Origin of the sequence: Polaribacter sp. Z022 (assembly GCF_023555495.1) — a bacterium.
Taxonomy (GTDB): domain Bacteria; phylum Bacteroidota; class Bacteroidia; order Flavobacteriales; family Flavobacteriaceae; genus Polaribacter.
In genome coordinates this window covers 86,526-111,217 of record NZ_JALCZO010000007.1, presented here as the reverse complement: position 1 = coordinate 111,217, position 24,692 = coordinate 86,526, and the positions used below count along the sequence as shown (strand labels likewise).

Sequence of the window (24,692 nt, the reverse complement as noted above, 5' to 3'; positions counted from 1 at the left end):
TGATAAATTTATTCTTTTGCTCCGTGTTTTTTAGCAGTTTCTACCCAAAGTTCTGTTAATTCTTTAGGGTTTGCACCCAAGCCTTTTGCCAAATGGAGGGCAATGGCAATCATTAAAACAGAAGCTTTGTGTAAATCTTGTAGAGTTTGCAGATTACCAAATTGATTTTGTGCTTTTTGCAATAGCAAATCATTGTGTTGTTGTGCAAAAGCTATTGGGTTTTTAAAATCTTTGGTTATTGTAGGAAGCATTAAAGCATCCATCCAATCTTTTCCAATGATATCAGCAACTACTTCTGGAGTAGCCTCTCCAACTTCTTTCCATACTTTTAAGGTTTTAATATCTATAGAAGTTGCCAAATCCGTTTCTAAAAGTAATTCAAAACCAATGTCTGCAATATTTTGCATAACTTGTAAATAGGCATCTTGTGCATTTTCATAAGGTGCAGCACCCTGACCTTTTAAATATTGGCCAACAGTTAAATTTGGTAAATCTAAAACTTCTGCACAATCTGTTAAACACGGAAACTGATTGCCTTCATGCATATATTGTGCTTTGTCAAATTGTATTTGACGACCTAAAGGATACAATCTGCAAGCCAAGGGTCTACCTAAATGCACACTACAACCTTTGTTTTCTATATACTGACTGCAAGCTTGCTGTCCTTTTTTGTCTTCTTTTCCATTAAACGTTAAACGAATGCCTCCAAAATCTGTATAGGCATCTCTAAACTCTTTTTGAGTTACTTTTTTCTCTATACTAAATTGTAATAATTCCCAAGGATTTAACATTACTGCTTTACCAAAACAACAACTTCCAGAACGAGAGCAGGTAAGGGGTAAAATACTTTTAGAAGTTAGTTTTGTGGTTTGCATATGTATGTTTTAAATAAGAATTTTAAGAAAATATTTTTACATTCATTAGTTTAGTAAGTGTTGTGGTAAATGGAATACCTGCAGCTATTCGTGGGTTTTTACCTTTAACAATTTTTTGATATTCTTCTAACTTTTTGAAATCCCAAATAGAATCATTAAATTCTTTGGTGTTTTTTTCATCTATTTCAAATTCACAAATAAGATAATTATCTTTTGTTAATTCTGACAGACCCATTAATTCTAATTTTTCTTTTGAAAATACTCTTATTCCTGGTTTTAATTTAAATATTTGAGAGGCCTTAGAGTTTCCACTTTCACGAAGTAATAAATATTTTGCATTTACAACCTCATTAGTAAAAAGTAGAGAGCCTTTATCATCATCCATTCTAAAATTATAAATACCGTTTTCTTTATACCATTTTAATCTCTTGTTATTTTTAGAAAAACCTACTAAAATAAAAGTATCATCTGGTATAATTTTTTTACCATCTAAATATTCAGGAATCGGTTCAGAAATTTTATTAGGAGAATCATTTTTATGAATGATATAAGTTTTATGAGCAATATTTTCTCGTTGAGAAGCTGTATTTAAAAAGTGTTTTAAAACGTCTTTTAGAAAATTTTCTAAATACATAGTTTCGTTTTCATTTTCAGATGGTTTAATAGAAAATGCACCTAATCCAGGAAGTATTTCATGAAAACCACGAAGTGGTTTATTTGTTTCCCCAGGATATAAAACATATGCTCCACTTGTTCTTCTAATTGCATCTTTATACGCATGCATTTTTAATAAATCTGCATTTTTATAAATTCCTTTTAAGTTATCTTTTTTTTCAAAAGATAAATCTTCTTCGTTTTTATTTTCACCTAATATTTGATTGATATTTGCAACTTTATATTTAGCATCAAAATGGATATGAACAATTTGTTCTGATTCCTCAGCTTCTGTTTCTTTTATTCTTTTTGGCCATATAGATAAAGTGTAATCAGGTCTTAAAGTGGTGGTCCAACTTCCAGCTTTTGTTATATCTTGGTTTCCACCTGTAAAACTTCTATTGTAGTTAAACTTAATATTTAAATCTCTATTAGCTTTTGTATAAGTTCCTTTTAATGCTGTTACTTTTCCTTGCTTAAGCTGCAAACTTAAATTATCATTTGATGGAACAATTAGCTTCTCTAATTCTTTCGGTTTAATATCAAAAACGTCTCTTAAGACATCTAGTAATTTAAAGAATAACCAATACTCATATAAGGTAGCTATATCTTTTTTTCCACCACTATACACTTCGTTTCCGCCATTCCAAACTAGTTGAGCTGCCAAATCAAATTTTAACCAAACTTTTAATATTTCTCTGTAACCTTCTTTTTTTTGAAGCGTTGGACTGTTAAGTTTTAAAGTGATTGGTCTCGAAACTTTTTTAAATAAGTCATGTTGAAGATGAGTTTCTAACTTTTCTGAAACAATTTCTGCTTCTTCTTTAAGTCTAATTCCTGCATTTGGATGATTTGCAATATCCATACAAAATTTTAAAAACGTTTCTAAAGCATGTTTTATAAAACGGTTTTCAGAAGTGTCAACACTCTCTAATTTTCTGTATGATTCTATTTTTGTTGCAATAGATTGTATTCCTTTGTCAAATAAAGGATGTGAATCTTTTAATTTTAGTCTGTTATCAGAATTTACTAATGACCTTAGTTCTGAGTTTTTAAATCGCTTTATTTTTCTTACATCTGTTAGTTCTGATTCTTCTGTCCAATTTGTTGTTGGACTAGTTACAATACGTTGGATAGCATCTTCAAAATCTTCAGAATTGATTATTGAACTTACAAATGAGAAACGTTGATATAGAGTTTTGTTATCTGTGTTAAAATCAGTTTCAAAAGAATGACTAACAGGTGAGTTTGCTTGAATTATTAAGTCTGTACATTTTGATGTTATATCATTTAGCATGTACTGATAATCTTGTCTATAAGAAGTTTTTTTAGATTGTACTTCTAATTTTAAATTCCATTTTTTGTTTGGATTTTCAATGCTATAAATTTGTAATGTTAAAGTACCAACAAAAATATTAGGAGCTATAATACCTATATGTTCTTTTCTTTTTCTGCTTTGTACAATATTAGTTTGGTCACTACAAATTAGACGATATTTTGCAGGATTTATATTATCTGAAAATTCAAAATCATAATAACAACCTTCCTTTAATTGGTAGCTTGGTTCATGCTCATAAAAATTAATGGTATCAATTTCTATATCACCTTTTTGTTTTGTGTCTATATATAGGTTTAAACCATTTTCAATATGAGCTAAATCAATTTTTATGGATTGTACTTTCTCCATATTTTAAGCTTCAGCATAACTAGCAAAACCATTATCGATTGCACCTTTGTACATTCTTGTGATTTTTTCTAATGATAAAGGATATAAAATATTATCATTGTTATTGTAAACAATTGTTTCTCTATTGTTTAAAAATGTTTTGCTTGCATTAACACCTGTTGAGACACAAAGAGAAGCTAACGTTTCTAAAACAGGACATAATTTACGTCTAGAACCATGCAACTTTGGTAATAGTTTTTGCATAATAGCAATATCTATTTTGGTGTTTTCTGGCATGTTATTATCTAAAGTAGTTAACTGGTTGTAAAGTCTATGTATTTCTGTTGCTGTACGATATCCAAATTCGGCTCCTGTTTTTTTCAATTCTTCAAAAAACAAAACTAGTTTTTCGTTTAATACTTTAGTATCAATTTCTGGGAATGTTTTGTTAGCTGCTATAGAAACAAAATGTTCTCCCATTGAAGCGCCTTTGGTATCAAGATTTGTAAAATCAATCTCTTTTGGTGCTTCTAAAAAATTAGAAATATCCTCTTTATTAACTCTAAATTCTATAACATTAGCTCTATCTAACACTTTAGGACTAAACATATATGTTGTTTCGTCTATGTTTACGGTTCCAATAATAAATAGGTTTTTTGGCCAATTTATATTTGGAGGAACAATGCCTTTGTTATTTGTAGAACTATGCAACTTAATAATGTCTTTAGACTCCATAACACTTAAAAAGTCTGCAAAATAACGTTCTACATGACTTAGGTTCATTTCGTCTAAAATTAAAAAATAAGGTTTGTTTTTATTTTCTTCTTTGTTTGCCTCAATTAGTAGTTTTAAAGCGCCGTTTTCTGGTAAAATGTATTCTGTATTATCTAAAGCGTTGACATAACCTAACAAAGGTTCTCTGTTTGTCCAATCTGCACCAACAGGAATAATACAGTATTGGTTTTTATCTTCTGCAATCCATTGTGCAAAAGCTTGTGATAATTTTGTTTTACCAGAACCAGATAAACCACTTAATAAGACAAATGGTTTAGTAACTAGAGAAGAAATGTATCTTGTGATTAATTCTGAGGAGTAGTTTAAACCTGATTCGTTATATGTATTTATAAAGCTTGATAAGTTGAAATCTTTTTGTTTAATTTCTTTGGTAATTAATCCTTTGTCTGTTTTATCAGAAAATAATACAATATATTCATTAATTAGTTTTTTTAATTCTTTATTTAATACTTCTTCTGATGGTAAAGATTCTATATCGTAAGTTTTATAAACAAAAGATGTGCCATATTTGATATTACTTATTGAAAGCTTTGTTTTGAAATATTCTTTAATTGTTTTTTTTGAATTTGTGTGAGACCAACTGTGTTGTGGCTCATTTGTTTCACTTATTCCATAAGCCAAAATCAGAGTTTTATGCTCTTTGTAATAAAGAAATACAGGATATATTCCGTCTTTCACTGTTTGGTTAAAACTTGTAAATGCTATCCAGGGTATGGATGAAGCTCGTCCAACTCCGAAGGATATTTCTATTTTTAAATCATCTAATTTTCCTTTATTATTTCTTTTGTATTGAGTTGCTGTACTTTTAGTACCTTTTCCTGTTTCTTGCTCATTTGAAACTTTAATAAATTCTGTTATATTTGGTCTTGATTGGAATTTTTTATCAATTATGTCAGTTTTCTTGATAATTTTAAAACCTTCTTTTTTAAGTAATCTAAAAGCATGAGTGTCTTCACCTCCAGCAAATAAATGAGAATCTAATTCTATTCCATTTGCATATTTGTTAGCCAAAGAAATAATGAGTTTTGGAGGATATCTTTTACCATTAAAAATTACATCATAAGTAGATGAGTTTCTACCTTTAGTAATGCCGTTTTCTTCAATTTCGTTAATAGCTTTTTCAATATGAATCTTAGTAATATTATTTGGTATCATTTAATATTTTCTTTTTTAGCAATAGTTAGCTAATTTAACGTTTTAATTAAAATATATAAAGCTTAATTATAAAGATTTAAAAACATTAAGAATAAGTTGTAATTTCTTTTGCAGTAAACAACAAACTACACAGTAACTAATTTAACAAAGGTACTGTAGTAATTGTATACTAAAATAGTATTTTGTATAAAGAAATGTACTATATATTACTAAATAGAGTAGTATAATTATAAAATTATTGTAGAATATTTTGTAATTTTATAAGATTCTATGCTTAATTAGGCTTTCACAAAATACAAAATAAAACCCAACAATATGGCATTACGTTACAGAATTACCAAAAGAAATAATAGCATTGGTAAAAACACACCCAATTACATTTTACAAGCAGTAAACACAGGTACTATAGATCTAGAAACTTTAAGCGAAAGCATTAGCAATGAGTGTACTTTACATAGTGTAGATGTAAAAGCAGTTTTAATGGCTTTGGGTAAAAAATTAGATTTTCATTTAAGCGAAGGTAAAATTGTAGATTTAGGTGATGTTGGTAAATTTAAAATGGGTTTTAGTGGGGTAGCTGCAGAAGCTCCAGAAGATTTAAGTGTAAAAAGAAATATTAAAAAGTTTCATATCAATTATCAACCTGCAGTTAAAATGAAAAGAAAATTAAAAGCTGGGTTAGATGTTTATAAAGAAGGTAGGAGGTAAGTTGTTTTTACCTAACTAAGAATCCTATTAATTTAGGTTACTTTTTTTGCTTTTAGGAAATGCAAAATAAAATGTACTTCCTTTACCTAACTCACTTTCTACCCATATTTTACCATCATAAAATTTAACTACTTTTTCTACTAAAGATAACCCCATACCAACTTTGGTTTCAGAATCATCAATGCTTTGAAAAAGTTCGAATATTTTTTTAAAGTATTTTTTATCTATTCCTTTACCATTGTCTTTTACCCAAAATTCGAAATATTTTTCTTTTTCTATGGCATCTATTTCTACAACTCCAGTTTCTGTAACAATACTTTGAATAGCATTATTAATTAAATTTTGAAAAACTTGAGAAATTCTACTGTTATTCCCTGTAATAATAGGCAGGTTTTTAGAGATGTTAATGGTTATGGTATTAGGTATTGGCATTAGTTTAACCATGTCTGTAACCATATCAAAAGTATTTATAGGATATTCTTCCATTTCATTTTGATCTAAATTAGAATAACTTAAAATCCCTTTAATTAAAGATTCCATTTTTTCTAAATTGTCATGAATTAGTTGTACAAAACTGGTACTTTCTTCTGTTAAAGTGTTTTCTGGTTCCATCTCTATCCAACTAAAAAGAGTAGATATACTTTGTAAAGGAGTTCTTAAATCATGAGATACTATATGTGCATAATTATTTAACTCGGTATTTTTGTATTCTAAATTTTTAAGCAATTCTTCTCTAGCCTTATTGGCATTTAAAATTTCTGTAGATTGTTTTTCTATATATTTAACCAAATTCATAGACTCACTCTTATCAGAAATATTTTCAACAGCATCTATATTTAAAACTTTAGCAATATAACTAAGCCTATTAATAATTTTTTTTAAGTTTTTGGTTTCTTTTTGCGCTTCTTTACGATCTGTAATATTGGTAATAGCTGCAATAACATTTACAATATTGTTTTCTTTATCTAGTAATAAAGAAACATTAATAGCGCCCCAAATAACAGAACCGTCTTTACAGATGTATCTTTTTTCTTCGCTAAAAGAACTAATTTCTCTTTTAATTAATCTTTTAAAACGTTTTACATCGTCATTTACGTCTTCTGGGTAAGTAAAGTCTGCAAAAGTCATTGTAGATAGTTCTTCTTCAGAATACCCTAAGAGTTCTATAAATTTTTTATTAGAAAATTCTGGTTTTCCATTAATGTCTATTAATGTTATACCAATACCTGTATTGTTAAAAATAGAGTAAAACTTTTTTTCGGTAAGTTTTAATTCGTTTATTTTAATATGTAATGTTTCTTGAAGCTTGTCTTTTAACCCTTCTAATTGATTGTTTTTTCTTTTTAATGTTTTGTTTTTATAGTGAATTTTATAGTTATAATACTGAATATTTAAAATTATAAAGAGCGTAAATACGGTTATTAATACTAAAACGCCCCATTTATAAAGCACATAAATAAATTGTGATTTATTAACTTTATTTAAATCTATTTTTTGAACCAGAATTAGATTAATACTATCTTTAAAATGAACATCTGAAGTGCTTTTAGCATTTATAGTTAGGTTTTTATAAATATAAATGGCTTCATTTTGATTAACTGTACCTTGGTTGTTTTGTTTTAAATGTTGCCAAAGTTGTTTTTCTGTTTTGTGTAAGGCTAAACTATCTGATTTCAATAGAATGTGACTAAAACTTTTAGAAGTGTTTTTAGACACAAGTGCAAAGCCTTTACTATTGTATAGTTCAAAATCTGCAAAATTATGACTACTATTTTGTTTCAGTTTATTAAATAAATTGTTCATGTAATAATTGATAACTATTACACCTGTCCAATTATTTTTGGTATCATATATTTTTGAAGCAACTCTAAGTACAGGATTGTGTGGAACTTCTATTTTTCCATGTTCCATATTTAAGTCGATATTCGAAAAATATATTTCTCCTTTCTTTAACTTTTTAGCATTTTTAAAATAATAACGGTTGCTTTTATCTTGTAGTTTATCATATTCTTTAACAATAGCTGTATTGGTGCTATCAAAATCTACCCTAATAGCTTCTTGTCCTAAAGTATCAATATATCTTACCTGATCATAATTGGCATGTAAATTAGATAGCAAAACAAAGAAGTCTTTGATGTTGTTTGAGTTTTCTTCTTTATGAAAAGCCCAATCTATAATATTAATATCTTTTGCAAGTGATTTATAAATGTCATTAACTAAAATGCTTTTTGCATTTAAATCATTTTTAACTCCAGATTTTATTATTTCTATTTCGTTTTTAACTATTGTATTGTAATAATGATTAAGCCCAACATAACTTATAATAATTGTAGGAATTAATATAAGTAAGAGGATTTTAATATTTATAAAATTATACTTTTTCATTTTTTATATTAACCATTATTAGTTACAAATTTAAGCAACTTGTATATAGCTTTAAATAGGTAAAATGCTAGTTTTTACAATGCATTTAAAGGAATACGAATACTATAAATTATCTATATTTTTAGTAAAGCTCAAGAATATTTCTTGAGCTTTATCCGTTTTGTAATAAATGATAAAAGGTGTTATTTAGGCAAACCAAATGTATCTACCACAAAATCTATATCCTTATCTCCACGTCCGCTTAAATTGATTAAAATTGATTTCTGAGGGTTTTCTTTTGCTAATTTTAGAGCAAAAGCAACTGCATGAGAACTCTCTAAAGCAGGTATAATTCCTTCTAATCTACTTAATTCATAAAAAGCATCTATTGTTTCTTTATCATTGGCACATTCGTAATTTACCTTGTTTAAGTCTTTTAACATACTATGTTCTGGACCAACTCCAGGATAATCTAGTCCACTTGCTACAGAATACACAGGAGCAGGCTCACCATTTTCATCTTGTAAAGTATAACATTTAAAACCATGAATAATACCTGGTGTTCCAAATTTCATAGTAGCTGCATGTTCTCCAAGTTCAAAAGAACGACCTGCAGGTTCTACACCATAAAGGTTACATTCTTCATCATCTAAAAATGCAGAAAAAATTCCCATAGCATTACTACCACCACCAACACATGCTACCACATTGTCTGGCAATTCACCTGTCATTTCAAAAAACTGTTCTTTTGCTTCTATACCCACAACTCTTTGAAAATCTCTTACCATCATAGGAAATGGGTGAGGGCCTACAACAGAACCAATACAATAAATAGAATTTACAGGGTCTTCTAAATAGGCACCAAAAGCAGAATCTACAGCCTCTTTTAAGGTTTTTAATCCATGAGAAACAGGAACAACAGTTGCTCCAAGTATTTTCATTCTAACCACATTTGGATGCTCTTTTTTCATATCTACTTCTCCCATATGAATTTCGCACTCTAAACCAAAATATGCTGCTGCTGTTGCTAAAGCCACACCATGTTGACCTGCTCCAGTTTCTGCTATTAGTTTTTTCTTACCCAAATGTTTTGCTAACAAAGCTTCTCCCATACAATGGTTTAACTTATGGGCACCTGTGTGATTTAAATCTTCTCTTTTTAAATAAATTCTACCTCCATATTTTTCAGATAAACGAGCACAATAATATACAGGAGTTGGTCTTCCTTGATAGTGTTTTCTGATGCTACGTAATTCTTGAATAAAGTTATGAGATTTGCTTATAGTATGATAAGCGTCTGTAATTTTTTGCATTTCTGCTTCTAAAACAGGAGGTATAAAAGCACCTCCATATTCTTCAAAGAATCCCTCTTTATTAGGATACTTTTTGAAATAATTTTTCATGCGACAATAATTTAATATGTGTTTTTTTTGTTTTTAAGAACTTAAAAAAGTCGCAAGCTAAGTTAGCAATTTTCTACAAGAAAAACGATAAGAATAACGCTTTTAAAGCAATTTATTCTACCAAAGAATCTTCTGTTATTTTAGTTTGTAAGTTTTTAAAATCATACAAATTAGTATCTAATAAATGAGAAGGAAATACATTTTGCAAAGCGTTCATCATAATGGCATTTCTATTCGGAAATTCTGTTTCCCAATCATTAATCATTTGCTTTACTTTTTTACGTTGTAAGTTTTCTTGAGATCCACACAAATTACAAGGTATAATAGGGAAATTCATAAAATTAGCATACACTTCTATGTCGCTTTCTTTACAAAATGACAAGGGTCTTAATACTTCTAAATCTCCAGCATCATTTTTAAATTTAGGAGGCATTGTTTCCATTTTTCCTGCAAAAAAGAAGTTTAAGAAAAAGGTTTCTAAAATATCATTTCTATGATGCCCTAAAGCCAATTTGTTACAGCCTAAATCTTTAGCAGCTTCATACAGGGTTCCTCTTCGTAAACGAGAGCATAAACTACAAGTTGTTTTACCTTCAGGAGTTTTATCCATTACAATTTTATAGGTGTTTTTTTCTATAATTTTATAGTCAACACCTAAGTTACTTAAATAATTAGGCAATATTTCTTCTGGAAAACCAGGTTGTTTTTGATCTAGATTTACAGCAACAATATCAAAATGTATAGGTGCAACTTTTTGAAAGTATAGCAACATTTGCAACATGGCATAACTATCTTTTCCTCCAGAAAGACATACCATAATTTTATCGCCTTCTGCAATCATGTTATATTGTTGAATGGCTTCTGCTACTGCTTTTTGAAGTTTTTTTGTTACCTGTTTCTTGTTTTCCATGGATGCAAAAATAAGTGATTAAAAGATGCAAAAAAATAGTTGTAAACAAATAATAAGTGGTTACTCTTTGCAGATGGTATGATATGATTAATAATTTATCTCTAAAAAGCGTATTTTTCATTAGAAAATAATAAAATCTAACAAATATTAACAATATGATAAATATTTAAAATTCTTCTTTTTTGCTTTAATTTAATTAGATTATTAGATATAAAATTTTTTATATTTGCATAGAAATTAATAAGAACATGAACTTTATTCAATTACATCATCGTCATTTTTACAATTGCAGTCAAGCGATTTAAAAGTGTATTGAATAAAAATCAAGATATTTATAAACCCGTTTGAGCAAATCAAACGGGTTTTTTCAATTTTAAAACCGTATTTGCTCAGGCATTTAACAAAACAAAAATGAATAAATTAAGAATTGCAGTACAAAAATCAGGAAGATTAAATCAAGATTCAATGAAAATCTTGAAAGACATTGGTATTTCTATAGACAATGGTAAAGATCAATTAAAAGCAGCTGCTAGAGATTTTCCTGTAGAAGTGTTTTATTTAAGAAATGGAGATATTCCTCAATATTTAAAAGATGGAGTAGTGGATGCTGCTATAATTGGAGAAAATGTTTTAATTGAAAAAGGGGCAGACATTCAGTTTGTAGAGCGTTTAGGATTTTCTAAATGTAAAGTTTCTATAGCAGTACCTAAAGAATCTAAAGCAAATTCTTTAAAAGATTTAAACGGACAAAGAATTGCAACTTCATACCCAGAAACTGTAAAGAAATTTTTAAAAGAACAAAATGTTGATGCTCAATTACACAAGATTAATGGTTCTGTAGAAATTGCACCAAATATAGGTTTAGCAGATGCTATTTGCGATATTGTTTCTAGTGGAAGTACGTTATTTAAAAACGGATTAAAAGAAATTGAAGTACTTTTAAAATCTGAAGCAGTATTAGCTGTGTCACCAGAAATTACTGAAGACAGAAAAGCAATTTTACAAAAAATTCAGTTTAGAATTCAATCGGTTTTAAAAGGTAGAAATTCTAAATACATCTTATTAAATGCACCAAATGATAAGTTAGATAATATCTTACAACTTTTACCAGGTATGAGAAGTCCTACTGTATTGCCTTTAGCAGAAAAAGGTTGGAGTTCTGTTCATACTGTAATTAGTAAAAATGAGTTTTGGGAAATTATAGATGAATTAAAAATAAATGGAGCAGAGGGTATTTTAGTTTGTCCAATTGAAAAGATGGTTTTATAGTCTGTTAAAAATTATTAAGTATCTAATTCCGATTGTAATGGAGGAATCTTTCAGATTTCACGTTAAACTCGAAATGACAATTAGAAATAAAAAATGAAAATCATAAATAATCCATCAAAAATAGATTGGAACAAAATCTTAGAAAGACCTACAAAAACGGTTGATGACATTGAAGATGTTGTAAATAAGGTTTTTACAGATGTACAAACCAATGGTGATAGTGCAATAAAAAAATACACGAAACAGTTTGATGGTGTTTCTTTAGAAGACAACATCGTTTCATCTGATGAAATTGACACAGCAATTAGTTTAGTTTCAGAAGAGTTAAAAGAAGCAATTAATGTTGCAAAAGAAAATATCACCAATTTTCATGCAGCTCAAAAAACTGAAAAAGTTTTTGTAGAAACTACAAATGGAGTTGCATGTTGGCAAGAAAAAAGACCTATTCAAAAAGTAGGTTTATACATTCCAGGTGGAACAGCACCTTTGTTTTCTACAGTTTTAATGTTGGCTATTCCTGCACAAATTGCAGGTTGTAAAGAAATTGTTTTATGCTCTCCACCAAATAAAGAAGGGAACATAAATCCAGCAATTTTATATGCTGCGAATTTATGTGGCGTTACAAAAATTATAAAAGTAGGAGGTATACAAGCTATTGCAGGTTTTACGTTTGGTACAGAAACAATTCCGCAAGTATATAAAATATTTGGACCTGGAAACCAGTATGTAACTGTTGCTAAACAACTGTCTACAAAACATGGTGTTGCCATAGATATGCCTGCTGGACCAAGTGAATTATTAGTAGTTGCAGACGATTCTGCAAATGCAAGTTATGTCGCTTCAGATTTATTAAGTCAAGCAGAACATGGAGCAGATAGTCAAGTAATTTTGGTATCAACAACAAAAGAGTTAATTGATGAAGTTTCTATAGAAATAGAAAAACAACTTTTAGCGCTGCCAAGAGTTGAAATTGCACAGAAAGCAATTGATAATTCTAAATCTATTTTAGTAGAAAATGATGAAATTGCCTTAGAATTGATTAATGAATATGGTCCAGAACATTTTATTGTTTGTACAAATAACAATGAATTTTATATAGACAATATAGCAAATGCAGGTTCTGTGTTTATAGGCAATTATACACCAGAAAGTGCTGGAGATTATGCATCAGGAACCAATCATACATTACCAACCAATGGATTTTCTAAATCGTATTCTGGGGTAAATTTAGATAGTTTTACAAAGAGTATTACCTTTCAAAAAATATCTAAAGAAGGAATAAAATTTATAGGAAATGCAATTGAATTAATGGCAGCAGCAGAAGGTTTAGATGCTCATAAAAATGCAGTAACAATTCGTTTAAAAGATTTAAAATAATAACTAAATGTTTCCTCAATTGCACTAAAGAGGTTTTAATATGAAAACAGATTTTAACATCAACAATTTAATTAGAGAAAATATTAAATCTCTAAAGCCATATTCATCTGCAAGAGATGAGTATAAAGATGCTACATCTAAAGAAATGATTTTCTTAGATGCTAACGAAAATCCGTTTGAAAACGGCGTAAATCGTTATCCAGATCCACATCAAAATGATGTTAAAGAATTATTATCTGATATTAAAGGAATTTCTAAAGAAAACATATTGTTAGGTAATGGAAGTGATGAAGTATTAGATTTAATATTTAGAGCTTTTTGTGAACCTAATGTAGATAATATTATTACACTTCCACCAACATATGGAATGTACAGTGTTTTAGCAGATGTAAATGCTATAGAAAACAGAAAAGTATTATTAAACCAAGAGTTTGAACCAGATGTTGATGCTATTTTAGAAAAAGTAGATGCCAATAGTAAACTTTTATTTTTATGTTCTCCTAACAATCCTACAGGTAATAGTTTTTCAGTTAATGCTGTAGAACAATTACTAAATAAATTTAATGGTTTAGTTGTTTTAGACGAAGCCTATATAGATTTTTCTGAACAAAAAAGCTGGTTAGAAAAATTAGATAAATTTCCTAATTTAATTATTACACAAACATTATCTAAGGCTTATGGTTTAGCAGGAATAAGGTTAGGAACTTGTTATGCCTCTAAAGAGATTGTACAAGTTTTAAAAAACATAAAACCACCTTATAATGTTAATGAATTAACACAACAAAGAGCTGCAGTTAGACTTCAAAAAATGGATGAAATTCAAAATGAAGTAGCTCAATTAATTAGCGAAAGAAAACGTTTAAAAAAAGAATTAGAATGTTGTGTTAGTTATATAGAAAAAATATATCCTTCTGATGGTAATTTTCTACTCTTAAAAGTAGACGATGCTACAAAAAGATACAATCAATTAATTGAGTATGGTGTGGTTATAAGAAATAGAACCAACCAACCTTTATGTGAAAATTGTTTACGAATTAGTGTTGGTATTTGTGAAGAAAATCAACGCTTAATTAGAGCATTAAAGGCGATACAATAATTTAGTACCATTTGATTTTTGATAGTACAAGAATCAAAAAAATAGAATAAAATGAGTAAAAAAGTATTATTTATAGATAGAGATGGAACATTAGTTTTAGAACCACCTGTAGATTATCAATTAGATAGTTTAGAAAAGTTAGAATACTATCCAAAAGTGTTTCAATTCATGGCAAAAATTGCTTCAGAATTAGATTTTGAATTGGTGATGGTAACAAATCAAGATGGATTAGGAACAGATTCTTTTCCTGAAGATACTTTTTGGCCTGCTCAAAATAAAATTATTTCAGCTTTTGAAAAAGAAGGAGTTGTTTTTTCTGAAATCTGTATAGATAAAACGTTTCCACATGAAAATGCTGAAACTAGAAAACCAAGAACAGGTTTGTTAACCAACTATTTTTCTGAAGATTATGATTTAGAAAATTCGTTTGTTTTAGGAGATAGAATTACAGATATGGAATTGGCTAAAAACCTAGGTTCTAAAGGAATCTTTCTATCAGAAGATCCAGAATTAGGAGCTGATGAAATTGAAACTTCTAAACAAGAAATTTTAGATTGCATTGCACTTACAAGTACTGATTGGAAGGAAATTTATGAGTTTTTAAAATTAGAAGATAGAGTTTCTGAAATTACTAGAAATACCAATGAAACTAAGATTTATATCAAATTAAACTTAGATGGTTCTGGTAAAAATAGTATTGATACTGGTGTAAAATTCTTTGATCATATGTTAGACCAAATTGGTAGACATGGTGCTATGGATTTAACAGTAAAAGTTGATGGAGATTTAGAAGTAGATGAACATCATACCATAGAAGATACCATGATTGCTTTAGGGGAATTATTCCATAAAGCTTTAGGGAATAAATTAGGTATTGAACGTTATGGATTTTGTTTACCTATGGATGATTGTTTAGCGCAAGCAGCAGTAGATTTTGGAGGAAGACCTTGGTTAGTTTGGGATGCAGATTTTAAACGTGAAATGATAGGAGATATGCCTACAGAAATGTTTTTACACTTGTTTAAATCCTTTACAGACGGTGCAAAATGTAATTTAAATATTAAAGCTGAAGGTGATAATGAACACCATAAAATAGAAGGAATTTTTAAAGCTTTTGCAAAAGCAATGAAAATGGCCGTAAAAAGAGATGCAAACAAAATGTTTTTGCCATCAACTAAAGGAGTCCTTTAAAAAGTGTTGAATTATAAATTTTTAGTTTTGAGTTTTTTTTTAACTTAAAACTAACCACTAAAAATTAAAAACTAATTATGAAACTCATAATTATTGATTACGGAGCAGGTAACATTAAAAGTATTCAATTTGCTTTTAAGCGTTTAGGCGTAGATGCTGTTTTGTCTAATAATATCGAAGAAATAAAAGCGGCAGATAAAGTAATATTTCCTGGTGTTGGAGAAGCAAGTTCTGCTATGAAAATGTTACAAGAAAGTGGCTTAGACAAAGTAATACCTACTTTAAAACAACCCGTTTTAGGTATTTGTTTAGGAATGCAATTAATGTGTAATTTTTCTGAAGAAGGCAATACAAAAGGACTTGGAATTTTTGATGTAGATGTTAAAAAGTTTTCGAAAGCTGTAAAAGTTCCGCAAATGGGTTGGAATGTTATTTACAATTTAGAATCAGAGTTGTTTTCTGGTATAAAAGAAAAAGAATTTATGTATTTAGTACATAGTTTTTATGCAGAAGAATGTAAAGAATCTATTGCAACTACAGATTATGAAATAGAATATGCATCAGCATTAAAAAAAGATAATTTTTACGGAGTTCAGTTTCATCCAGAAAAAAGTGGTGTAGAAGGAGCACATTTGCTTCAGAATTTCCTCGATTTATAAATACAATGTCAGTTTGAGTGATTTTTGAGTAACGAAAAAAATGTATCGATAACATTTTAAAAAAATCGAAATCATTCGATGTGATAACATTTAATAAAATGACTCTGGAATAAATACAGGGTAATTAATAAGAAATTAATTATGGCAAGAAAATTAATAAGTTCAGGTTCTTCTTTCGAAAAAGAAATGGGATATTCTAGAGCAGTTATAGAAGGAGATTGGGTTTTTGTATCTGGAACTACAGGTTTTAATTATGAAACTATGACAATAGAAGATGATGTAGCTGCACAAACAGAACAATGTTTTAAAAACATAAAAGGTGTTTTAGAGCAAGCAGGTTCTAGTATAGATAAAATTGTAAGAGTAACTTACATTTTACCAAAAGCATCTGATTTTGAATTGTGTTGGCCTGTTTTAAAAAAATATTTAGGAGAAGTAAGACCTGCTGCAACAATGTTTTCAGCTGGTTTGTTTGATGAAAAAATGAAAATTGAAATTCAGGTTACTGCTTTAAATAATTAATATTATGAGAATTATACCAGCTATAGATATTATTGAAGGAAAATGTGTTCGTTTAACAAAAGGCGATTATGACACAAAAAAAATATATAATGAAAATCCGTTAGAAGTTGCTAAAGAATTTGAAGCTTCAGGTATTGAGTATTTGCATGTTGTAGATTTAGATGGCGCAAAAGCAAGTGAGATAATTAATTATAAAGTATTAGAACAAATAGCTTCTAAAACTAATTTAAAAATTGATTTTGGTGGTGGATTAAAATCGGATAAAGATTTAGAAATTGCTTTTAATTCTGGTGCAAATCAAATAACAGGTGGAAGTATTGCAGTAAAAAATCCAGAAATTTTTAATAGTTGGATTGCTAAATATGGTTCAGACAAAATAATTTTAGGTGCCGATTTTTATCCAGATGCTATTGGAGGTAAAATTGCAACAAATGGTTGGCAAGAAGAAAGTAGTTTAGAGTTGATTCCGTTTATCAAAGACTATCAACAAAAAGGAATTCAGTATGTAATTTGTACAGATATTTCTAAAGATGGAATGTTACAAGGACCAAGTTTTGATACCTATAATAATATTTTATCAGAAATAAAACCTTTAAAATTAATTGCTTCAGGTGGAATTTCATCTTTTGATGAATTGCCAAAGTTGGCAGAAAATGGTTGTGAAGGTGTAATCATAGGAAAAGCGATTTACGAGAATAAAGTCAGTTTAAAACAATTAGAGAATTTTATAATAAATAATTAAATGTCATTACGAGGAAGAATGACGAAGTAATCTCTTACTTATTAGCAGATTGCTTCATTTCATTCGCAATGACGAATAACAAATATGTTAACAAAAAGAATAATACCTTGTTTAGATATTAAAAACGGAAGAACTGTAAAAGGAGTAAATTTCGTAAATTTAATTGATGCTGGAGATCCTGTAGTTTTGGCTAAACAATATGCTGAATTGGGTGCAGATGAATTGGTTTTTTTAGATATTTCTGCCACTTTAGAAGGTAGAAAAACCATGATAGAAATGGTGCATCAAGTTGCAGAACAAGTAAATATACCATTTACAGTTGGTGGTGGAATTTCATCCGTAGAAAATGTAAATGAATTATTAAAATGGGGAGCAGATAAGGTTTCTATCAATTCATCAGCAGTAAAAAGACCAGAATTAGTAAATGAATTGGCAGAAAAATTTGGCAGTCAATGCGTGGTTGTTGCTATTGATGCCAAACAAATTGATGGAGAATGGTTTGTACATTTAGCAGGAGGAACAATACCAACAGATATTAAATTATTTGAATGGGCAAAAGAAGTTGAAGAACGTGGAGCAGGAGAAATTTTATTTACGTCTATGAATCATGATGGAACAAAAGGTGGTTTTGCAAATGAAGCATTGGCTCATTTATCAGAAATCCTAAATATTCCAATTATAGCTTCTGGTGGAGCTGGAACCATTCAGCATTTTGCAGATACTTTTGTTGAAGGTAAAGCAGATGCAGCTTTGGCAGCAAGTGTTTTTCATTTTGGAGAAATTCCTATTTTAGATTTAAAAACAGCGTTAAAAGAACAAAACATTCCAGTAAGATTGTAATGTCATTACGAGGAAGAATGACGAAGTAATCTTATAATAATAAAACAGATTGCCACAGCAAATTATCATTTGCTTCGCAATGACAGTAAAATAAAAATTATGAACATAGATTTCAATAAAAATAACGACGGATTAGTACCTGCTATCATTCAAGATGCAACAACAAAAAATGTATTGATGTTGGGGTATATGAATGAAGAAGCTTTTGCTAAAACAAAAGAAACAAAATTGGTAACTTTTTTTAGCAGAACTAAAAATAGATTATGGACCAAAGGTGAAGAAAGTGGTAATGTTTTAAATCTTGTTGACATAAAATTAGATTGTGATAACGATTCATTGTTAATACAGGTAAATCCTAATGGACCAACTTGCCATAAAGGAACTGATACTTGTTGGAAGGAAGAAAATACGCCTAATTATGGATTCTTTTCTACTTTAGAAGATGTTATAACTGAAAGAGTAGCCAATAAAGACACAAAGAAATCTTATGTAGCTAGCTTATTTTCTAAAGGAATAAACAAAGTAGCTCAAAAAGTAGGAGAAGAAGCAGTAGAAACAGTTATAGAAGCAATGGATACTAATGATGAGTTGTTCTTATATGAATCTGCAGATTTACTTTTTCATTACTTAATGTTATTGCAAGCAAAAGGTTTTACTTTAAAAGATATTGAAGCAGAATTAAAAGGAAGACATAAATAAACTTAAATTTAAAATTGTCTCCTCGAGCACAGTCGAGAGGTTAATTATACGTTTAGAAGTTCTCGACTGCGCTCGAACGGACATAAACTAATTGTTTATCAAATCTAAAGTGACCAAATAGACATGCTGTTTGGTCATTTTTGCTTTTAACCAAGCAAAGAAACTCATTAAAAAGATGTCTTCTTTTTCTTTATCAATCCAATTAAAAGACTTTTCTACTTCGTTTTTAAATTCTACTGTAGTAGCAATTTCTGGATTTTTATAATAGGTTTCAATTAGGTGTAAGTAAGTTATTACTCTTTGTTCGTTTATATCTTTTAAATGTTTAAAGTAGTTTCTTTTAAAACTTTTTAATCTGGAGTCTACCAAATCAATATTTCCTGAATCAATTTGTAATAAGATTTCTATAAGGTTCTTTTTAATTGTCCAAACTATACCTGTTTTTTCTATATACCAATTATCAGTATGATAAAGACTTGCCAAAAGTTTTTTAGCTTTTTCTAAATTTCCATTTTGATAATAAAATACAATTAATGTAAGGTAAATATCTAATTTAGAAACAATATCATTATTTTTTTTATTTAAATAAGGCTCTAAAATGGCAATTGCTTTTTCTTGTTTGTTGCTATAATTAAAATTAAGAGCTAAAATTAAATCATGATTTGAAACAAAATCATTATAATATTTTTGCTTTTTCTCATTCATATAAAACTCCATTAAACCTAAATATTTTTTAGATTCAGTAAATTTTTTATTCCTAAAAAGAACGTTGGCAATCACATATAAAACTTCTATATGGTAATACAGTTGTTTGTCTTTAGATTTATGATTTTGAATAATTGAATACGTATCTACTAAAAACGATTCAATATTATAATAATCAAATTTTTGAGCAGAAGAAATACTTGTAATTTGAATAATTTGATAAAGTGACTTGAATGATAATGAATCTGAAATGACAACCTTTTGTTCCTTTAAAATGTTTTCAATCAATATTTTAATATCATTTTTTGATTTTTGCTGTTGATATTCAGCTAAAGAAATTCTAATTTTAGCACAAGCAATATTTAAATTATCTTCAATTATTAATTGTTGCTGATTGCTCTTAAAATCAGCAATTAAATTATCAAAATTTAGTGTTTTGTTTAAATGAGCATATTCAATTTTTGAGTGATAAATTTCATTTAAAATAGTGAATAATTGATGATCATTAGCAATATTTTCTGTTTTATCTAAAATTTGATATCCTATTTTAATCTGTCCTTTTAACAGAAAACTTCGTGCAGAAAGAATATATTTAATCAATTGTATGTCAATTGAATTTTCTTCTTTCATACTTATGTTAGCAGTAAAATCTATTAAAGATTGAAACAATCTTTTTCTTAAAGCGTGTAAAGCAATTTTATTTTGTTTTCCATATAATGATTGTGAAATTTCTAAAGAAGATAAATTATCTGATAGTAAAAGCTTAACTAAATGAATATTTTTTGCATCTTTTCTTTTGTTCTTTTTTTCTAAGTATAAAATAAAATCTTGCTGATTTTCTTTAGTAAAAGTTAATAATACTTCTTTTAAGTTTATCATTATATCGTCAGTAAAATATATGTAAATGTACTGTATTTATTATAATTTATAAAATATTACATTTTAAGTCGTCAGTAATTATAAAATGTTAGTTTCTCTAAAAAATACAATTACCTCAAATTTGTATCATAATTATTAAACTAAATATTATGAATTATCAAACTACAGTTTCATCAAATGAAGAAACTAAAAAACACAGTAGAAAAAACAAACTTAAAAACGATTTAAATCAAAAACCAACATCTGCTTATGTGGGTGCTTCTTGGGGAGTTGTTATTATTGGGCTGCTTTCTTATTGTATTGGTTTATGGAATGCAAGTATGGAATTGAATGAAAAAGGTTATTATTTTTCAATTTTATTAATGGGAATATATGCAGTAATTTCTTTGCAAAAAGCAGTTAGAGATAAAGCAGAAAAGATAAAAGTAAGTGAAATGTATTACAGCATAAGTTGGGTTATTGTAATTGCTTCTTTATTATTGTTAATTGTTGGCTTAAGAAATGCAGATTTACTTTTAAGTGAAAAAGGGTTTTATGCAATTTCTTATTTACTTAGTTTATTTGGGGCAATTACAGTGCAAAAAAACACAAGAGATACAGAATTTATAAACACTACAGCTGAAAAAGAAAATAGTTAGTTTAATTATGGTTGTAGAAACCTAAACCTCATAAGTTTAGTCTTATGAGGTTTAAATTACTAACTTTATAAAAAAATGAGATGAGTTCAAAAATTATAAAAGAATTACAAACTTTAATAGAAGAAAAAGTAATTTCTATTGAAGTTGCTAATAAAATTGAAGCGTATTATGATTCTAAAAACATACCACAAAACAATAGATTATTAACAGTTTTTGGTGTTCTAGGAAGTCTATTAGTTGGTCTAGGAATTATTTTAGTATTAGCTCATAATTGGGATCAATTTTCAAGAAGCATTAAATCAATTTTAGCTTTTTTGCCTTTGGTTATAGGGCAAATAGTTGTTGGGTATTCATTATTAAAGAAAAAGTCTAAAATATGGTTAGAGTCTTCTGGTGTTTTTCTTTTTTTTAGTGTTGGAAGTTGTATTTCATTAATCAGTCAGATTTATAATATTCCAGGAAACTTTAACACATTTATTGTAAGTTGGGTTTTGTTATGTTTACCATTAATTTATTTAATTAAATCTAAAGGAGTATTGCTCTTAACAATTGTTTTTTCTACAATTTATGCAATAAGTTTAGGTTATGGTTTTTCTGATGGAAAAGAAATACCTTGGATGTATTTATTAATATTGTCTTTAATTATACCTAAATATTATACGCTTATAAAAAAAGAAAGTGCAAAAAATGTCACTGTAATTTTAAATTGGTTGATACCTTTAAGTTTTATTTTAGTATTTGGTACATTTTTAAGTTTAAATCATAAGTTTGAAATTCTTTTGTACATATTCTTACTAGGTTTAATTTATAACATAGGGCATCTAAATATCTTTAAACAAATTAGATTGTCAAAAAATGGATATAAGATTATTGGTTCTGTTGGATTGGTAATTGTCTTACTTATAACTAGTTCTAAAGATTTTTGGAGCAACAGTTTTAATATTTCTACTCTAAAGATTAAAGAAATAATTATAGTTTCATTACTGTTGATTAGTACACTTGTTATTCTTATTAAAAATGATACTTTTTTAAATTTTAATGTAAAAAAAGTTTTTCTTGTAAGTCCTGTTTTAATGCTTTGTATTTTTTTAATGCATTATTTAAGCGACTTGCTACCTGCAATATCTTTAAATATTTTTATTCTTGCTTTAGGAATAAGTGTCATTAAAAGAGGTATAGACACTTCTAATTTTGTCTTTTTAAATTATGGGTTATTAATAATTACTTCTTTAATCGTTACTCGTTTTTTTGATACAGATTTAACTTTTGTTGTTAGAGGTTTGTTATTTATACTAGTTGGTGTAGGTTTTTTTGCCTCAAACTATTTAATGGTAAAAAAAAGTAAAAAGAAAAATTAAACAGATAAAAATGAAAACTAAAAAGACAATATTTATCCTTTTTATAATACTTGTTATAATTCAGCTTGTTGCCCCCTTAAAAATGATTTACAACCAAGAAAACACATTAAAAAAAGGAAAACCATACAAGTTTTTAACGCAGCCTATAGATCCAAGTGATCCTTTTAGAGGTAAATATATAAGGTTGAATTATAAAATAAGAAGTTACAAAACATTAGATTCTATTTGGAGTAGAAATGATAAAATATATGTGTATTTAAAAGACAGTTTAGGGTATGCTAAAATAGATACTGTTTGTAAACAAAAAATTAATACTAAAAAAGATTATGTTATAGCAAAGGTAAAATGGTACAGTACTTATAATAAAAAACTAAGTTTCAACTTGCCTTTTAATCGTTTTTATATGGAAGAATCAAAAGCAAAACCTGCAGAAGATTTAGTGAGAAGAAATAGGAGAGATACTATAAATACCAACACAACTTACGCTTTGGTTTACCTTGATGAAGATAGTTATGTTTTAGATAATGTTTTTGTTAATAATGTAGCAATTAAAGAAGTTATTCAAAATCAAAAAAATAAATAACTTAATTTATTCAATAAGATAATAACTAGTTGATTAAGAGTCTAAAACCTTAATGAAGAATAAAAAAACTTACACTTTAAATAATTGATTATCTAGCTTTTACATTTGATGGTTAAAAAAAACTAATTTATTGTAAGTTTATTAATTGTTTTACAACTAAACAAAAAGATCTAATTAGTTTGTTTAACTAAAGTTAGAATAGTTAAATAAATAGTTGATGAGATATTGGTTGTATTAAAATCCTACGTTTTAATATTATTTTTATCAAATCAATAGTAAAAATAATATTATTAAAAATAAGAACTTTAGAACGTAATGAATTGTAAAGTTTAAAAAATTAATAATAGTTTTTAATGATTTTATTTAAGGTTTACAGCTGGACTTTAAGTTTTATTATTAAATATTTTTGCGAATTTTATGGATATATACATAAAATAAAAAACTAAACCCTTACTACTAAAAAGTAAGGGTTTATTTATTTTTAAAATTATCTTTTTAATATTTATTAAAAAAGAATCTAAGGATGTTTTTTAGTCAAAAAATTAAGGTTTAATCTAATTAACCAAATAAAAAAAATATTAATTTTTTAAATCTAAAAAAGAAATATTTCCATAAATTTTAATGTTACTTTTGATAAAAAATAATTAGATGGTTTTTAGAAACTCTAAAGGACTTATTATTCTAGCATTTATAGCCATCTATGTAATATGGGGTTCTACTTATCTTTTTAATAAAATTGCAGTAACAGAGTTACCTCCATTTTTTTTGGCTGCTATCCGTTTTTTAACAGCAGGTATTATCATGCTTTTTATTGCAAAATTGTTAAAGGTAAAACTGACAATAAGTAGAAAACAACTACTTAATGCTGCAATAGTTTCTTTTTTCTTTTTGGTTTATGGAAACAGTGTATTTATATGGGCTTTACAATATGTAGATAGTGGTTTTAGCTCGTTAATAGCTTCTACACAACCTCTATTTGTACTTGTTTTAATGAGGTTGATAGATAACAAACCAATGCAAAAAAAATCTATGATTGGTATAGCCTTAGGTGTAATAGGTATGTATTTATTAGTTAGTCAGCAAAATTTAACAACTTCAGAAAACAGTTTGCTAGGTATTATTGTAATGCTAACATGTGTTTTAAGTTGGAGTTATGGAAGCATTTTTGTTTCTAAAGCAGTTTTACCCAAAAACTTTTTAGTAAGTACAGGTTATCAAATGATTATTGGAGGATTGATACAAACATGTATAAGTTTATTTTTTCAAGAAACTTGGTCATCTCCTTTAAATTGGAGTACTGATGTTCAAATTTCCATGATAATATTAATAGTTTTTGGAGGTATTATAGCTTTTACTGCTTTTAATTATTTACTAAAAGCTGTTTCTACAGAAAAAGTAGCAACATCTGCTTATGTAAACCCAGTAATTGCACTTTTTATGGGTTGGTATGTATTAGATGAACGTTTATCTGTACAGTCTATAATTGCTTCTTGTATTCTTTTAACAGGTGTTTATTTTATTACTTCAAGAAAAAGAAAATAGTTATCAATAATGAATACTAATTTATATATTTATCAATAAATAAAAAAATCACTAATTATCAC

At 27.7% G+C, this 24,692-nt stretch carries 21 protein-coding genes; 14 read left to right on the top strand and 7 right to left on the bottom strand.

The window, feature by feature from the left end:
* Positions 1-8: 8 nt before the first annotated feature.
* From MPF13_RS14310 to MPF13_RS14300, 3 genes are read right to left on the bottom strand one after another with little or no spacing between them, the layout of a single operon-like run.
* Complete coding sequence (locus MPF13_RS14310; protein WP_249983444.1) at positions 9-875, bottom strand: YkgJ family cysteine cluster protein; 867 nt, start codon at positions 873-875, stop codon at positions 9-11.
* A 22-nt stretch (positions 876-897) separates the two neighbouring features.
* Entirely contained in the window at positions 898-3,216 is a 2,319-nt protein-coding gene (locus MPF13_RS14305) for a DUF2357 domain-containing protein (RefSeq protein ID WP_249983443.1), read from the bottom strand.
* Positions 3,217-3,219: 3 nt separating this feature from the next.
* Positions 3,220-5,145, bottom strand: coding sequence for an MrcB family domain-containing protein (locus MPF13_RS14300; RefSeq protein WP_249983442.1), 1,926 nt, complete (start codon positions 5,143-5,145; stop codon positions 3,220-3,222).
* Positions 5,146-5,460: 315 nt separating this feature from the next.
* Here MPF13_RS14300 and MPF13_RS14295 point away from each other — a divergent pair, with 315 nt between their 5' ends.
* Positions 5,461-5,853 carry an HU family DNA-binding protein gene (locus MPF13_RS14295; RefSeq protein ID WP_249983441.1) on the top strand — a complete coding sequence of 131 codons (393 nt, stop codon included), beginning with the start codon at positions 5,461-5,463 and terminating at the stop codon, positions 5,851-5,853.
* Between the two features lie 27 nt (positions 5,854-5,880).
* On the opposite strand, the gene MPF13_RS14290 is transcribed toward MPF13_RS14295, so the two are convergent.
* From MPF13_RS14290 to ttcA, 3 genes are all read right to left on the bottom strand, one after another.
* The gene (locus MPF13_RS14290) at positions 5,881-8,238 is read right to left on the bottom strand and encodes a PAS domain S-box protein (protein ID WP_249983440.1); all 2,358 of its coding nucleotides are present in this window, start codon (positions 8,236-8,238) and stop codon (positions 5,881-5,883) included.
* 182 nt (positions 8,239-8,420) lie between these two features.
* Complete coding sequence (trpB, locus tag MPF13_RS14285) at positions 8,421-9,620, bottom strand: tryptophan synthase subunit beta (protein ID WP_249983439.1); 1,200 nt, start codon at positions 9,618-9,620, stop codon at positions 8,421-8,423.
* A 112-nt stretch (positions 9,621-9,732) separates the two neighbouring features.
* Entirely contained in the window at positions 9,733-10,530 is a 798-nt protein-coding gene (gene ttcA, locus MPF13_RS14280; RefSeq protein WP_249983438.1) for a tRNA 2-thiocytidine(32) synthetase TtcA, read from the bottom strand.
* A gap of 411 nt (positions 10,531-10,941) precedes the next feature.
* On the opposite strand from ttcA, the gene hisG reads away from it, so the two are divergent.
* The 9 genes from hisG to hisIE all read left to right on the top strand — a co-directional run bounded on the left by hisG (position 10,942) and on the right by hisIE (position 18,925).
* Complete coding sequence (gene hisG, locus MPF13_RS14275) at positions 10,942-11,799, top strand: ATP phosphoribosyltransferase (protein WP_249983437.1); 858 nt, start codon at positions 10,942-10,944, stop codon at positions 11,797-11,799.
* Between the two features lie 93 nt (positions 11,800-11,892).
* The gene (gene hisD, locus MPF13_RS14270; RefSeq protein WP_249983436.1) at positions 11,893-13,176 is read left to right on the top strand and encodes a histidinol dehydrogenase; all 1,284 of its coding nucleotides are present in this window, start codon (positions 11,893-11,895) and stop codon (positions 13,174-13,176) included.
* A gap of 40 nt (positions 13,177-13,216) precedes the next feature.
* Complete coding sequence (gene hisC / locus MPF13_RS14265) at positions 13,217-14,272, top strand: histidinol-phosphate transaminase (RefSeq protein WP_249983435.1); 1,056 nt, start codon at positions 13,217-13,219, stop codon at positions 14,270-14,272.
* A gap of 51 nt (positions 14,273-14,323) precedes the next feature.
* Complete coding sequence (gene hisB, locus MPF13_RS14260) at positions 14,324-15,463, top strand: bifunctional histidinol-phosphatase/imidazoleglycerol-phosphate dehydratase HisB (RefSeq protein WP_249983434.1); 1,140 nt, start codon at positions 14,324-14,326, stop codon at positions 15,461-15,463.
* Positions 15,464-15,540: 77 nt separating this feature from the next.
* A complete protein-coding gene (gene hisH / locus MPF13_RS14255) occupies positions 15,541-16,122 on the top strand; it encodes an imidazole glycerol phosphate synthase subunit HisH (RefSeq protein WP_249983433.1) in 582 nt (193 codons plus the stop codon).
* 141 nt (positions 16,123-16,263) lie between these two features.
* The gene (locus MPF13_RS14250; protein WP_249983432.1) at positions 16,264-16,644 is read left to right on the top strand and encodes a RidA family protein; all 381 of its coding nucleotides are present in this window, start codon (positions 16,264-16,266) and stop codon (positions 16,642-16,644) included.
* A gap of 4 nt (positions 16,645-16,648) precedes the next feature.
* Positions 16,649-17,386: a 1-(5-phosphoribosyl)-5-[(5-phosphoribosylamino)methylideneamino]imidazole-4-carboxamide isomerase gene (hisA, locus tag MPF13_RS14245; protein ID WP_249983431.1), complete on the top strand. Its 738-nt coding sequence runs from the start codon at positions 16,649-16,651 to the stop codon at positions 17,384-17,386.
* An 84-nt stretch (positions 17,387-17,470) separates the two neighbouring features.
* Positions 17,471-18,226: an imidazole glycerol phosphate synthase subunit HisF gene (hisF, locus tag MPF13_RS14240; RefSeq protein ID WP_249983430.1), complete on the top strand. Its 756-nt coding sequence runs from the start codon at positions 17,471-17,473 to the stop codon at positions 18,224-18,226.
* A 99-nt stretch (positions 18,227-18,325) separates the two neighbouring features.
* Positions 18,326-18,925 (top strand): bifunctional phosphoribosyl-AMP cyclohydrolase/phosphoribosyl-ATP diphosphatase HisIE, encoded by a 600-nt coding sequence (gene hisIE / locus MPF13_RS14235; RefSeq protein ID WP_249983429.1) that lies wholly within the window; start codon positions 18,326-18,328, stop codon positions 18,923-18,925.
* 87 nt (positions 18,926-19,012) lie between these two features.
* On the opposite strand, the gene MPF13_RS14230 is transcribed toward hisIE, so the two are convergent.
* Entirely contained in the window at positions 19,013-20,509 is a 1,497-nt protein-coding gene (locus MPF13_RS14230) for a hypothetical protein (RefSeq protein WP_249983428.1), read from the bottom strand.
* 149 nt (positions 20,510-20,658) lie between these two features.
* Between MPF13_RS14230 and yiaA the strand changes: the two genes are divergently transcribed.
* From yiaA to MPF13_RS14210, 4 genes are all read left to right on the top strand, one after another.
* Positions 20,659-21,147: an inner membrane protein YiaA gene (gene yiaA, locus MPF13_RS14225; protein ID WP_249983427.1), complete on the top strand. Its 489-nt coding sequence runs from the start codon at positions 20,659-20,661 to the stop codon at positions 21,145-21,147.
* Positions 21,148-21,227: 80 nt separating this feature from the next.
* Positions 21,228-22,505, top strand: coding sequence for a DUF2157 domain-containing protein (locus tag MPF13_RS14220; protein ID WP_249983426.1), 1,278 nt, complete (start codon positions 21,228-21,230; stop codon positions 22,503-22,505).
* A gap of 10 nt (positions 22,506-22,515) precedes the next feature.
* Positions 22,516-23,088: a GDYXXLXY domain-containing protein gene (locus tag MPF13_RS14215; protein ID WP_249983425.1), complete on the top strand. Its 573-nt coding sequence runs from the start codon at positions 22,516-22,518 to the stop codon at positions 23,086-23,088.
* Positions 23,089-23,736: 648 nt separating this feature from the next.
* Entirely contained in the window at positions 23,737-24,630 is an 894-nt protein-coding gene (locus tag MPF13_RS14210) for an EamA family transporter (RefSeq protein WP_249983424.1), read from the top strand.
* Positions 24,631-24,692 lie beyond the last annotated feature (62 nt).